Genomic DNA, 13251 nt, shown 5'->3' on the forward strand with positions numbered 1-13251 from the left:
AGTTCGTGGCGCACGAACTTCGTGTTCTGTAAAGGCCGACTTTGGGAGGCCGGGCGCGGGCACTCCACGACTCAGGGGGCATCCCTCCGGGAACCCCCAGAGTCATTCCGGCCCCACGGAGACTCGCTGCCTCCAGTTCTTTGACGGCGTTCGGTTCTTTGACTGCGTTCGGTCAGGGATGCAGGCGGAACTGAGCGACGACGTGCTGCAGGCTGCCAGCCTGCTCGCGCAGCGACTCGGAAGCAGCCGAAGACTCTTCGACCAGCGCGGCGTTCTGCTGGGTGACCTCGTCCAGGCGGTGCACCGCCTGGCCCACTTCCATCAGGCTGGTGCTCTGCTCCTGCGTGGCCGAGGAGATCTCCTGGATGATGTCCGTCACCCGCTGCACCGCGGCAACGATCTCCCGCATCGTCTCGCCGGCATCGCTGACCAGCTTCGATCCCACGTCGACGCGCTCGACGCTGGCACCGATCAAGGTCTTGATCTCCTTGGCCGCCTCGGCGCTGCGCTGGGCCAGCGAACGGACCTCGCTCGCCACCACCGCGAAACCGCGACCCTGCTCGCCCGCTCGGGCCGCTTCGACCGCGGCGTTCAGCGCCAGGATGTTGGTCTGGAAAGCGATCCCGTCGATCGTGCCGATGATGTCGGAGATCTTGCGCGAGGACGCATTGATCTGGTCCATGGTGCTGACCACCTCGGACACCACCACGCCGCCGCGATCCGCGACCTGGCTGGCATTGAGCGCCAACTGGCTGGCCTGACGCGTGGAATCGGCATTCAGGCGGACCGTGTCGGTCAGCGCGTGCATGGTGGCGGAGGTCTCCTCCAGGCTGGAGGCCATCTGCTCGGTCCGCGCCGACAGGTCGCTGCTCCCGGCGGCGACCTCGGCGCTGGACATCGCGATGCTCTCGGCGCTGGTGCGCACCGCCGACAGCGAGCGGTTCAGCGCGCCCTGCATCGCCGACAGCGCCTGGGCCAACTGGCCCAGTTCATCGCGACGCGAGGTGTCGATCTCGACGGTCAGGTCACCTTCGGCGACACGGCTGGCGACGCTCACCATGTCGTTCAGCGGCCTGACGGTGCTGCGGGTCAGGTAGAACGCGAGCACGCCACCGGCGGCCAGCGCGGCGACGATCAACACCGCCATCGTCGTGAGCACCGCCTTGTAGGCCTTGCGCGATTCCTCGACGCTGGCGTCCGCGCCCTGCGTGTTGATGTCGACCAGCTTCTGCACCGCGCCGATGAGGGCAACGAAGGCCTGCTGGGATTCGCCGTTGACCGTGGACTGGTACTCGCCGCGGTTGCCGGCCTTGCGCGCGGCGATCAGCTTGTCCTGCACGGCGATGAAGGTGGCGTATTTCGCCTTCGCATCCTTCCACTGCTCGGCTTCCTCCGGGGTGGACACCATGGCCTCGTAGGCCTTGGCCAGCGCGGGCAGGGACTTCTCGCGCAGGTTCTTGATGCGCTCCTGCTCCTGCTCGACCTCGAGGATGACGTCCTTCAGGCACATCCCCATCTCGGCCCGGCGCAACTCGTTGAGGTCGCCGCGCAAGGCGTTGATGGCGTTGATCGAGGGGATCCAGTCGCCCCCCATTTCCTCCACGTTGCCCTGGATCACCTGCATGCGGCTGATCGCCACCACGCCGACCAGCACGGTGGCCAGCAGCACGGCCGCGAAACCCAGGGAGATGCGTACCCCGACGCGCAGATCTGAGACCTTCATGCTTCGACGTCCTGTTATGAAGATGTCGAAGCATGCTAGGCGTTTCGCACGAAAGGGCGAACCGCGAAACACCAGGAAATGTGGCGGTTTATCCGCGATCCAGGGTTTGCCCGGCGTGGCCGCGTGAAATCTGCGCGACCCCGCCGATGGCCGGGCTGCCCGCGTTGTCGGCTCGCGCCGACGCGCTCAGCGCTTGAGGCGGAACTCCGCCGCCTGCGCGTGCGCCTGCAGGCCCTCGCCATAGGCCAGCGTCGCGGCGATCGGTCCGAGCACCTGGGCGCCGGCCTCGCTGACCTCGATCAGGCTGGAGCGCTTCTGGAAGTCGTAGACGCCCAGCGGCGAGGAGAAGCGCGCCGTGCCCGAGGTGGGCAGCACGTGGTTCGGCCCGGCGCAGTAGTCGCCGAGCGACTCGCTGGTGTAGGCCCCCAGGAAGATCGCGCCCGCGTGGCGCAGCAGCGGCTCCCAGCGGTGCGGGTCGGCGCTGGAGACTTCCAGGTGCTCCGGCGCGATGCGGTTGCTGATCTCGCAGGCCTCTTCCATCGAGCGCGTCTGGATCAGCGCGCCCCGCCCTTCCAGCGAGGCCCGGATGACGTCCTTGCGCGGCATGCCGGGCAACAGGCGTTCGATGGCCTCGCTGACCTGGGCGATGTAGCCGGCGTCGGGGCACAGCAGGATGCTCTGCGCCATTTCGTCGTGCTCGGCCTGGCTGAACAGGTCCATCGCGACCCAGTCCGGGGGCGTGGTGCCGTCGGCCAGCACGAGGATCTCGCTCGGGCCCGCGATCATGTCGATGCCGACCTGGCCGAAGACGTTCTTCTTGGCGCTGGCGACATAGGCGTTGCCCGGGCCGGTGATCTTGTCGACGCGCGGCACCGTCGCGGTGCCGTAGGCCAGCGCGGCCACCGCCTGCGCGCCGCCGATGGTGAACGCCCGGTGCACGCCGGCGACGTAGGCCGCGGCCAGCACCAGCGGGTTCTTCTCGCCGCGCGGCGTCGGCACGACCATCACGATCTCCGGCACGCCCGCGACCTGCGCGGGGATCGCGTTCATCAGCACGCTCGACGGGTAGGCGGCCTTGCCGCCCGGCACGTAGATGCCGACGCGGTCCAGCGGCGTGACCTTCTGGCCCAGCAGCGTGCCGTCCTCGTCGCGATAGCTCCAGCTCTCGCCGCAGGCCTGCTTCTGGCGCACGTGGTAGCTGCGCACGCGCTCGGCCGCCTGCGTCAGCGCCTTCGCCTGGTCGGCGGGCAGGCCGTCGAAGGCCGCCTTCAGTTCCTCGCGGGTCAGCTCGAGCGACGCCAGCGACGCCGCCTGCAATCCGTCGAAGCGCGCGGTGTAGTCGAGCACCGCCGCGTCGCCGCGGGCGCGCACATCGGCCAGGATCTCGGCGACGCGCGTCTCGATCGCGGCATCGGTCTCCGCCGACCAGTGCAGCACGCGCTGGAACTGGGTCTCGAAATCGGCATCGGCGGTGATGAGGGTGCGAAGGGTCGTCGTCATGGCGAAGCTCCAGGCAGCGGATCAGGCGGCAGGAATGGCGGAAGCGATCGCGTCGATCAGCGGCTTGAGCGCCTCGCGCTTGAGCTTGAGCGCCGCCTGGTTCACGACCAGCCGCGAGGAGATGTCCATGATCCGTTCGACCTCGACCAGGCGGTTCGCCTTCAGCGTGCTGCCGGTGGAGACCAGGTCGACGATCGCATCGGCCAGGCCGGTCAGCGGCGCCAGTTCCATCGAGCCATAGAGCTTGATCAGGTCCACGTGCACGCCCTTGTCGGCGAAATGCTGGCGCGCGATCGTCGTGTACTTGGTCGCCACGCGCAGCCGCGAACCCTGGCGGACGGCGTTGTCGTAGTCGAAGTCGTCGCGCACCGCGACGCTCATGCGGCACTGCGCGATGCGCAGGTCCAGCGGCTGGTACAGGCCCGCGCCGCCGTGCTCGATCAGCACGTCGCGACCGGCCACGCCGATGTCGGCGCCGCCGTACTCGACGTAGGTCGGCACGTCGGTCGCGCGCACGAGCACGACGCGAACCTCGCGCTGATTGGTCGGGAGGATCAGCTTGCGGGAGCTGTCCGGGTCTTCCAGCACCTGGATGCCGGCGGCGGCCAGCAGCGGCAGGGTCTCTTCGAAGATGCGGCCCTTGGAAAGTGCCAGGGTGATCATGCGGTGTCCTCGGTGAACGCGCGCCTCTCGAGTGTCTCGGGAAAGCGCCTCGGGCTGTGGCCTCGGGTGTTCAGGGGGACGGCAGCGGGTTCACCGGACGGGGACACACCGCCACCCGCCTGCAGGCCGGGTGGCTGTCAGTGATGGTGGTGCGCGGTGCCTTGCTGCGCGAACTCGTCGGGGGTCAGCGTCTTCATCGACAGCGCGTGGATCTGCTCGCGCATGCGATCGCCCAGGGCCTGGTACACGCGCTGGTGGCGCTTGATCCGGCTCAGGCCCTCGAACTCGGCCGACACGATCGTCGCGAAGAAATGGCGTCCGTCGCCCTCGACCTGGAGCTCGCTGCAAGCGAGTCCCTGGGCGATGTAGCTCTGGACTTCTGCGGGGGTCGGATCGGCCATGATGGAGCGGGATTCTACCTGGGCTCAGTGACGGATCTTGTAGCCGCGGCGCAGCAGTTCCAGCGCGATGGCGGCGACCGCCGCGAACGCGATGGCGACGACGCCCAGGCTGACCCACGGCGAGACGTCGCTGACGCCGAAGAAGCCATGGCGGAAGCCGTCGATCATGTAGAAGAACGGGTTCAGGTGGCTGACGCCCTGCCAGAACGGCGGCAGCGAGTGCACCGAGTAGAAGACGCCCGACAGGAAGGTCATCGGCATGACGATGAAGTTCTGGAAGGCGGCCATCTGGTCGAACTTTTCCGCCCACAGGCCGGCGATCAGGCCCAGCGACCCCATCAGTCCGGCGCCCAGGATGGCAAAGGCCAGCACCCACAGCGGATTGGCCATGCCCGGCGGCGCGAACCACACGGTGGCGATGAACACGCCCGCGCCCACCATCAGGCCGCGCAGGATGGACGCGCCGGCATAGGCCAGGAACCAGGCCCAGTGCGACAGCGGCGTGACCAGCAGGAACACCAGGTTGCCGGTGATCTTGCTCTGGATCAGCGAGGAGCTGCTGTTGGCGAAGGCGTTCTGCAGCACGCTCATCATCACCAGGCCCGGGATGAGGAAGCTGGTGTAGCCGACGGTGCCGTAGACCTTGACGTGGTCCTCCAGCACATGGCCGAAGACCAGCAGGTACAGCACCGCGGTCAGCACCGGCGCGCCGACGGTCTGGAAGCCGACCTTCCAGAAGCGCAGCACTTCCTTGTAGAAGAGCGTGCGGGCGCCTTCGAGGCGGATCGGGAAATGGCTGGCGCTCATGCCCGGCCCCCTTGCATGATTTCGAGGAAGACGTCCTCGAGGTCGGCGCGGCCGATCTCCAGGTCTTCGATGGGCACGGCGGCTTCGCGCAGCGTGGCGAGGATCTGCTCGACCTCGGCCGCGTCGTGCGCGGTGATCTGGACGATGCGGCCGGTGCTGCGGGCGCGTTCGGACAAGGACAGCGGCAGCGCCGAATCGGTCTTGAACTGCAGCATCGTGGACGCGGTGCCCGCGAGCAGTTCGGACGTGCGGTTGAGCGCGACGACCCTGCCCTGCTTCAGCATCGCGATGCGATGGCAGAGCGCCTCGGCCTCTTCCAGGTAATGCGTGGTCAGCAGGACGGTGTGGCCTTCGCGGTTCAGTCGCGCGATGAACTGCCACAGCGTCTGGCGCAGTTCGACGTCGACGCCGGCGGTCGGCTCGTCCAGCACGATGACCGGCGGGCGGTGCACCAGCGCCTGCGCGACCAGCACGCGGCGCTTCATGCCGCCCGAGAGCTGCCGCATGTTGTTGTGGGCCTTGTCCGCCAGACCGAGGTTGAGCAGCAGCTCGTCGATCCAGTCGTCGTTGTTGCGCACGCCGAAGTAGCCGGACTGGATGCGCAGCGTCTCGCGCACGCTGAAGAACGGGTCGAAGACCAGCTCCTGCGGCACGATGCCGAGCTTCTTGCGGGCTTCGGCGTAGTCGTCGACCACGTCATGGCCGAGCACCGAGACCTGCCCCCCGCTGGCGCGGGACAGGCCGGCGAGGATGCTGATCAGGCTGGTCTTGCCGGCGCCGTTCGGGCCCAGCAGGCCGAAGAACTCGCCGGGCTGGATGTCGAAGCTGACACCGTCCAGCGCACGGAACTGGCCGTCGCGGTAGGTCTTGCTGACATTGGTGAAACGCAGGGCGGGCGGACCGCCGGCCGGCACGGACATGGCGGCCGACTGTTGTGGGGGGCTTGCGGGCATGGGCGGCGATTGTAGGCAGGGGGTCCGTCCCGCGCCGGCCTGGGGTCATGACAGAATGCGCCCACCTCCCCCACCCCTCAACGCCCCCGGGCCCATGGCCACCAAGAAGCCGCGCCGCACCGCCGAACGCATCCTCGAAGTCACGCTGGACCTGTTCAACCGCTTCGGCGAGCCGAACGTCTCCACCACGCTGATTTCGGCGGAGCTCGGCATCTCGCCCGGCAACCTGTATTACCACTACCCGGCCAAGGACGAGCTGATCAACGCGCTCTTCAACCGCTACGACAAGGCCTTGTCGGAGCTGCTGGGGGCGGTGGGCAACGTACGCAACGTGGAGGACGCCTGGCTGTTCTTCCACATGCTGTTCGAGCTGATCTGGCAGCACCGCTTCCTGTACCGCGACCTCAACGACCTGCTGTCGAAGAACCGCAAGCTGGAGACCCATTTCCAGCACGTGCTGGAGCAGAAGACGCAGGCGATGGTCGGCCTGCTGGGCGGCCTGCAGGCCAGCGGCGCGCTGACGATGCAGGTCCGCGAGGCGGTGCCGACGGCCAACGCGATGGTCGTGCTGCTGAGCTACTGGCTGAGCTACGAATACGTGCGCGATCCGCGCAATGCGCTCGAGCCCGAGCGCGCCGGCGAGGCGCTGATGCGCGGCGCCTTCCATGTGCTGGGACTGCTGCTGCCGTACCTGGAACCGGCCTCGCGCGACCACCTGTTCCAGCTGGTGGGGAAGTACCAGCCGCCAGCGGGCGGCGCCTCCCAAGCATGAACGATCGAGTCCCGCCATCGGGACTCGACGTCGGCTTGATGCTTGTCAAACCCCTCTTCGTTTGACTCATCTCTGGCAGTCGGATTGACTGGCTTGAGTCATGCGCGCCCGCAGCTTGATGAATACGGTGCAAGGGCGGCGACATTGCCGCGGACTTGTCTGGAGCATCGAGCATGTTCGGGATTACGCCCTGGGGCCCGTCGTCCTTGTTGAATGACTGGGAGCGGTGGAGGCGGACTGGGCCGCTCGGCTTCGTCGTCCGATTCGGCCTGCTTCGCATCGCGCCATGGCTGGCCGCGCCGATCGTCGGCATGATGATCCTCTCGGGCGTGTCGGTCTCCCTGGTGCGATGGATCGCGTTGGGGACCACCTACCTCGTCATCGGCGTGATCTGGGGGGCGCTCACCTGGCGGACCTGCGAGTCTCGATGGACCCTTTCGCGTGGGAATGACGAGCCTCCCGGCTAGCAGCAAGCTCGGGGCCGGTCCTCCGCACAAACCCTGGATTCGTGCGAAGCCGGACCCCCTGGTCGCGGTTGGCGGCGAAAAACGACACCCTATAAATTAGGGATATCGCATTCACCGACATCAAGGGACCGATTCCATGAAGCGCATCCTGACCACCGCCGCCCTGCTGGCCCTGATCGCCCCGATGGCCCACGCCGCCACCGCCGAGAACGCCGATGCCAAGGCGCTGCGCGCCGAGTGCGCCAGCCAGCACGCGGTGAAGTTCGAGCAGGCCGCCGCCGCCAACGAGTACCGCTTCGTCTACAACCGCGGCGAATACCGCGGCGAAGCCACCGCCGGTCAATCGGTCGCCTGCGGCCAGACGCAGTACGCCGAATACCTGGCCAGCGCCGATCCGGTCCGCGTGATGTCCGCCTACCCGACCGCCGCGGGCCGCCCGCAGCCGGCCAAGAAGACCGCCAAGTAATCGGTCCCGTCTTCGACACCGGGCCTCGAACCCGGACATCGAAACCCGGGCTTCGATACGCCGGGGTCCGGAACGACGGGTCCCGGAACGACGAACGCCGCCCTCGGGCGGCGTTTTTCATGGCGGCGGGGCCTGAACCCGGCGCCCGGGGTCAGGCCTTGACCTCCCACGGCAGCATCAGCGCCAGCGTGAGCAGTTGCTGGAACTCGGGCTCGAAGTGAGCCACGATGCGCTCCGGATCGGGGCACAGGCCGGCGTCGGCGATCAAGCCGAACTGCACCTGGCCGGCATAGGTCAGGATGCTGATGCCCAGGCTCATGTCGCCGGCCTGCGGGGCCCAGAACATCACCCGCTCGACGGCCGAGCCGCACAGCTGCAAGGCCTTCGCCGGCCCCGGCACGTTGGTCATCAACGCCGTCGCCTTGCGCGAGAGCGTCTTCAGCATCGCGCGCTGGGCGGCCTTCTCGACCGAGCCCGACGTCGCCATCAGGCCCATCGACAAGGCCGGCTGCAGGCTGTTCTTGAGCGCCTGCGTCTGCGCATGCACCGCGTAGAGGCGCTTGACCGGATTCGTGATGCCCACGGGCAGCGGCAGCGGCACCATGCCGAAGCGGTTGCCCAACTGCCACGCCGTCTCCAGCGGACGCAGGTTCACCGGCACCAGCGCGCGGATCTCCTGGCCGTCCGTGTTGTCGCCGTGTTCGCGCAGATACAGCCCGATCGCCCCGGCGACGCAGTTCAGCAGCACGTCGTTCACCGAGACGTTCATCGACTTGCCGACCGCCTTGACGGCGTCCAGCGGCAGCGGCGCGCCCCAGGCGACGCGCTTGGCTCGTCCGGCCTTGCCCTTGAGGCGGGTCTTCGCGTCGTCGGGCGCTTCGGTGAGCGCGGCGGCGTCCTTGAGGACCTGCTTGCCCAGGCGCTCGGCCGGGGAGACATCCGGCGTCCCCAACCCGGCGTGCGCCTGGATCTCGCGGACGGTCCAGGCGTTGATCGGCTTGACCATCGCGTCGGCGAGCCATTCGGGCTCGGCGGCCTCGTCGGGGATGGCCTTCGTTCCCTTGGCGGCCTTGCCTGTCTTCGCAGTCGGCAGCGCCGGCGGCACGGCACCGCCGTCGGTGATCGACAGCAGTACCGCGATCAGCGCGATGCCGTCGGCGATGCAGTGATGCACGCGCGCGATGAGCGCGCTGCTGCCGTCGTAATGTTCGATCAGGTGCAGTTGCCAGAGCGGACGCGCGGGATCGAGCGGCTCGGCGGCGAGGTCGGCGAGACGGTCCTGCAGCGCGCCTTCGAGCGGACGCCCCCGGCGGCGGTTCAAGGTCTCAGGAACGACGTGCCGGGCGATGTCGACCTCGGCGTCCTCGACCCACCAGGCGCGGTCGCCCGCCTCCACGACGCGCTGCCGGAAGCGCGGGAAGCGCAGCAGCCGTTCGGCGACGCGCGCCCGCAGGTCCTCAAGCGCGATGGCGGGCTTCAGCAGCAGCACGCCGTGGATGATCATCCGATTGGCTTCGGTGTCCAGGCGCAGCCAGGCGGTGTCGACCTTGGACATCGGCTCGGCGCCCTTCGGCAGGCCGTCGGGGCGACTGGCGCGCCCGTTCCCGGAGGCCTTGAGCGGCGTCTTGCCGGCGGTGCCGCGCTTCGAGGGAGCGGTCGTCGACGGGGTGGACTTGGCGCTTCGACGGGGGGACGGGCTCGACGCGGCGGGGGTGGGCAATGCGGTCTCCTGGACGGACGGGGCGAAGTACGGGGCGAGGGACGAGGCGCTGACGCCCGGATCATCCGTCATCTAGAGAGGCGGCCCCAGTCCGGACGTGGGGGTGGGGTGGGTAACATCGCGGCCGCCCGTCCCGATTGTCGCCAACGGGACGCCCTGCTCACCGCCACGGGAGACACACCATGAGCCTGAAGGACCAATTCGACGCCGCCGTCGCCGATTCCAAGAATCTGCCCGAGCGCCCGGACAACCAGACGCTGCTGAAGCTGTACGCGCTGTTCAAGCAGGCGACCACCGGCGATGTCGAGGGCGACCGCCCCGGCATGACCGACTTCGTCAACCGCGCCAAGTGGGACGCCTGGAAGACCCTCGAAGGCAAGACCAACGACGAGGCGATGCAGGACTACATCGACCTGGTCGAAGGCCTGAAGTAAGCCCTCAAGTGCCGGCGCTCGCGCCGCCGCTCAGAGGAAGCCGCCTCGCAAGGGCGGCTTCGTCGTTTCTGGCGGCAAGTCGGGGAAGCTCCGCTGCCTGCGGTTCAGCGCGCCAACTCCGCCCTGCGCTCATCCTTCGGCAGTTTCGCCAGCCGCTGCACTTCGGCATAGAAGCGCGGCCAGTCCGCGCCCTGCCGCTCGAACAGCCGGACGAAGTCCGGCACCAGGTCCGTGTAGCTGCCCTGGATCGCCAGCGCCGGCGTGTTCAGGCCCAGCACCCAGCGGTCGAAACGCGTGTCGCCGTTCCACCGGTCGCGCTTGATCGCCTCGTAGTCCGCGCGCAGCTTCGCGAAGGCCGCGGCCTTGCCGGCGCGTTTCTCATCGTCGCTGGCCGTGCTGCGGAACACGTCCTGCAGTTGCTCCCGCGTCGACTTGAGCAAGGCCTGGATCTCGTCCTGACGGCGTCTCGACTGCTCGTCGTCGCGCAGCGCCTCGGGCCGATCCTTCAGCCAGCGCGCCACGCCGATCTGCTCGACCGCCGTCGCGAAGCTCTCGTTGAATGCGGTGTCGTCGCCCGCATACGCGACCTGGTGGGCCAGCTCGTGGAAGATCATCCGCGCCAGCTGGGCCTCGGGATAGCGGATGAAGGTGTTCAGCAGCGGATCGCCGCCCAGCCAATTGCTCCAGCCCAGCGACGAGTACGCCGGCACGCCGTACACGTAGGGTTCGAAGCCGTCCTTGCGGAGCTCCTGCGCCAGCTCGCGCGCATCGTGCGGATCGAAGTAGCCGCGGTACCCGGCGCAGCCCATGATCGGGTAGCACCAGGTCTTGAGCTGCAGGCTCAGCTCCGGGGTCGCGACGACGTTCCACACCGCCGCGCCGCGCTTGAGATCGGTGTAGCGGCGGTAGCTGTCGTTGTCCGGCAGCTTGAGTTCCGAGGACGCGTAATCGCGCAGCGATTTCGACAGCTCGAGCTGCTGGCGGATCTCCGGGTCCAGGTCTTGCTGACCCAGCCATTCGTCGACCGGCCTGGCCGAGCGCACCAGCGACAGGTGCCCCGACAACGACTGGCCGTAGTACGACAGCTGCGCGCAGCCGCCGAGCGCCGTCATCGCCAGCAGCACAGGCGCGGCCAGCAGGAGCAGCAGCAGTCGTCGCGCGCGTTTCGTCATCGTTGCGGGCATCGTTCGGTGCGCCTTGCACCCGGCTCAGGCCGCGGCCACTTCGACCAGGCAGTCGTAGAAGCACGGCGCGCGTCCGAGGTCGGTCAGCCGCTGGTGCGTGACCTCGTTGACGTTGCGGCCGTCCGCGCCCAGCTTGCGCCACCAGATGCCCAACCCGTGCACGACGCCCTCGCGGGCCCGTGCGCTCACGTCCAGCCGGCACGCATAGCTGCCGCGGTCGTTGAACACGCGCACCAGCTGGCCATCGGCAAGTCCGCGCGCCGCGGCGTCGCCGGCGCTCATCTCCAGCACCTGCTCGCCTTCGATGTCGCGCAGGCTCTTCACGTTCACGAAGGTGCTGTTCAGGTGATTGCGCGCCGGCGGCGAGATCATCGCCAGCGGATAGCGCGCCGCGAGTGCCGGGTCGCTCGCCCGGCTCTCGTAGTTGGGCACGTAGTCCGCGCCACGCGCATCGGCCTTCCCGTTCGCCGACGGGAAGCCGCCTTGCGCGAACGGCGCCTCCGCCAGCGGCAGCTTGAACCAGCCTCGCTCGCGCAGCTGCGCCAGATCGACGTCGTCGCGGAACGCCTGGCGCAACAGCGTTTCGTCGTCTTCGTGGAAGGCCGGCTCGTCGAAGCCCATCGCCGCCGCCAGTGCGCGGAAGATCGCGGTGTTCGGCCGGGCCTCGCCCAGCGGCGCGATCGCGGCCTCGTTCACCAGCACGTCGGTGTGGCCGTAGCTGGTGTGGATGTCCAGGTGCTCCATCTGCGTCGTGGCCGGCAGCACGTAGTCGGCCAGATCGGCGGTGTCCGTCATGAAGTGCTCCAGCACCACCGTCAACAGGTCCTCGCGCTGGAAGCCCGCCACAACCTTCGGCGACTCCGGCGCGACCGCGACCGGGTTGCTGTTGTAGACGATCAGCGCCTCCACCTTCGGGCCGAACGTGGGGGACGCCTCGCGCAGCAGGTCGTCGCCGATCGTGCTCATGTTGATCGTCCGCGAGGGGCGGCCGGCACGCAGGTCCGGACGCTCCAGCGCCGGGTTCTTGAACGGCGCGAACCAGCCGGAACTCGACAGCAGGAGCCCGCCCGCGCGATGGCGCCACGCGCCGGTCAGGCAGGGGAGCAGCGCGATCAGCCGCACCGCGTTCCCGCCGCCGCGCACGCGCTGCATGCCGTAGTTCAGCCGGATGGCCGCCGGCGTCAGCGTCGCGTAGTCCCGGGCCAGGCCGCGGACCTCGTCCGGCGTGAGCCCGCATTCGGCCGCGGTGCGTTCGGGCGGCCACGCGAGCGCCCGCTCGCGCAACTCGTCCCAGCCGTCAACGTACCGGACGAGGTAGTCGTGATCGAGCCAGTCGTGGGCGATCAGTTCGTGCATCAGCCCCAGCGCCAGCGCGCCGTCCGTGCCCGGCAGCAGGGCCAGGTGTTGATGGCACTTGTCGGCGGTCTCGGTCTTGCGCGGATCGATGCACACCAGCTTCGCGCCGTTGCGCTTGGCCTGGTTCGCGAAGGTCCAGAAATGCAGGTTGGACGCGATCGAGTTGCTGCCCCAGATGACGATCAGCTTCGATTCCGCGAAGTGCGGCAGGTGCATGCCGACCTTGTGTCCATAGGTCGCCGCCAGCCCCGCGCCGCCCGCCGACGCGCAGATCGTGCGGTCCAGGCAGGACGCGCCCAGCCGGTTGAAGAAACGCCCCGCCATCGCCTCGCCCTGCAGCATCCCCATCGTGCCGGCATAGCTGTAGGGCAGGATCGCCTGCGGATCGCGCGCCGCGACGGCCTTCAGCCGGCCGGCGATTTCGGTGATCGCCTGGTCCCAGCCGATGCGCTCGAAACGCGGCGCCTCGTGCTTCGCGCTGACGCGCTTGAGCGGATGCAGCACCCTTTCCTCGTGATAGGTCCGCTCGGGATATCGCGACACCTTCGTGCACAGCGCGCCGTGGGTGCTCGGATGCTCGGGTTGACCCTGCACCTTCACGACCTTGCCGTCCTCGACCGTGATGCGCAACGCGCAGGTGTCCGGACAGTCGTGCGGGCAGGCTCCCTTGACGATGCGCGTGCCGCGATCGGCGGCCTGTGGCGGGAGGTTCACGGCGGATTCAGAGAGGACGGACGACATGCGTCAACTATTGCACAGGCGCCACACCCTTGCGTTTTCTTACCGGAGTCGGCGACAACGCTGG

13 protein-coding genes are annotated in these 13251 nt (G+C 68.5%); 4 read left to right on the plus strand and 9 right to left on the minus strand.

What is annotated here, in order from left to right; genetic code table 11:
- Positions 1 to 172 precede the first annotated feature (172 nt).
- From AC1VNM_RS16980 to AC1VNM_RS17005, 6 genes are all read right to left on the minus strand, one after another.
- Positions 173 to 1723: a methyl-accepting chemotaxis protein gene (locus AC1VNM_RS16980; RefSeq protein ID WP_377160601.1), complete on the minus strand. Its 1551-nt coding sequence runs from the start codon at positions 1721 to 1723 to the stop codon at positions 173 to 175.
- Positions 1724 to 1909: 186 nt separating this feature from the next.
- Entirely contained in the window at positions 1910 to 3223 is a 1314-nt protein-coding gene (gene hisD, locus AC1VNM_RS16985; protein WP_483107688.1) for a histidinol dehydrogenase, read from the minus strand.
- Positions 3224 to 3244: 21 nt separating this feature from the next.
- Complete coding sequence (gene hisG / locus AC1VNM_RS16990; RefSeq protein WP_377160597.1) at positions 3245 to 3886, minus strand: ATP phosphoribosyltransferase; 642 nt, start codon at positions 3884 to 3886, stop codon at positions 3245 to 3247.
- 137 nt (positions 3887 to 4023) lie between these two features.
- Positions 4024 to 4287 (minus strand): BolA family protein, encoded by a 264-nt coding sequence (locus AC1VNM_RS16995; RefSeq protein ID WP_088408428.1) that lies wholly within the window; start codon positions 4285 to 4287, stop codon positions 4024 to 4026.
- Between the two features lie 24 nt (positions 4288 to 4311).
- Positions 4312 to 5094: an ABC transporter permease gene (locus AC1VNM_RS17000; protein ID WP_331616653.1), complete on the minus strand. Its 783-nt coding sequence runs from the start codon at positions 5092 to 5094 to the stop codon at positions 4312 to 4314.
- Positions 5091 to 6014, minus strand: a complete 924-nt coding sequence (locus AC1VNM_RS17005; RefSeq protein WP_483107689.1) for an ABC transporter ATP-binding protein — start codon at positions 6012 to 6014, stop codon at positions 5091 to 5093. The genes AC1VNM_RS17000 and AC1VNM_RS17005 overlap by 4 nt, the downstream gene beginning before the upstream one ends.
- A gap of 127 nt (positions 6015 to 6141) precedes the next feature.
- Here AC1VNM_RS17005 and AC1VNM_RS17010 point away from each other — a divergent pair, with 127 nt between their 5' ends.
- From AC1VNM_RS17010 to AC1VNM_RS17020, 3 genes are all read left to right on the plus strand, one after another.
- Complete coding sequence (locus AC1VNM_RS17010; protein WP_377160594.1) at positions 6142 to 6819, plus strand: TetR/AcrR family transcriptional regulator; 678 nt, start codon at positions 6142 to 6144, stop codon at positions 6817 to 6819.
- Positions 6820 to 6992: 173 nt separating this feature from the next.
- The gene (locus tag AC1VNM_RS17015; protein WP_483107690.1) at positions 6993 to 7286 is read left to right on the plus strand and encodes a hypothetical protein; all 294 of its coding nucleotides are present in this window, start codon (positions 6993 to 6995) and stop codon (positions 7284 to 7286) included.
- A 136-nt stretch (positions 7287 to 7422) separates the two neighbouring features.
- Positions 7423 to 7752 carry a hypothetical protein gene (locus AC1VNM_RS17020; protein WP_377160592.1) on the plus strand — a complete coding sequence of 110 codons (330 nt, stop codon included), beginning with the start codon at positions 7423 to 7425 and terminating at the stop codon, positions 7750 to 7752.
- Between the two features lie 151 nt (positions 7753 to 7903).
- Here the strand turns inward: AC1VNM_RS17020 and AC1VNM_RS17025 are convergent, their stop codons facing one another.
- The gene (locus tag AC1VNM_RS17025; RefSeq protein ID WP_483107691.1) at positions 7904 to 9544 is read right to left on the minus strand and encodes a wax ester/triacylglycerol synthase family O-acyltransferase; all 1641 of its coding nucleotides are present in this window, start codon (positions 9542 to 9544) and stop codon (positions 7904 to 7906) included.
- A gap of 110 nt (positions 9545 to 9654) precedes the next feature.
- Between AC1VNM_RS17025 and AC1VNM_RS17030 the strand changes: the two genes are divergently transcribed.
- Positions 9655 to 9906, plus strand: coding sequence for an acyl-CoA-binding protein (locus AC1VNM_RS17030; RefSeq protein ID WP_377160588.1), 252 nt, complete (start codon positions 9655 to 9657; stop codon positions 9904 to 9906).
- A 104-nt stretch (positions 9907 to 10010) separates the two neighbouring features.
- Here AC1VNM_RS17030 and AC1VNM_RS17035 read toward each other — a convergent pair whose 3' ends face one another.
- Both AC1VNM_RS17035 and AC1VNM_RS17040 read right to left on the minus strand, forming a co-directional pair.
- On the minus strand, positions 10011 to 11090 hold the full coding sequence (locus AC1VNM_RS17035) for an aminopeptidase (RefSeq protein ID WP_483107692.1): 1080 nt from the start codon (positions 11088 to 11090) through the stop codon (positions 10011 to 10013).
- A 24-nt stretch (positions 11091 to 11114) separates the two neighbouring features.
- A complete protein-coding gene (locus AC1VNM_RS17040) occupies positions 11115 to 13187 on the minus strand; it encodes a molybdopterin-containing oxidoreductase family protein (RefSeq protein ID WP_483107693.1) in 2073 nt (690 codons plus the stop codon).
- Positions 13188 to 13251 lie beyond the last annotated feature (64 nt).

The organism is Mitsuaria sp. MSU3D, assembly GCF_056867975.1.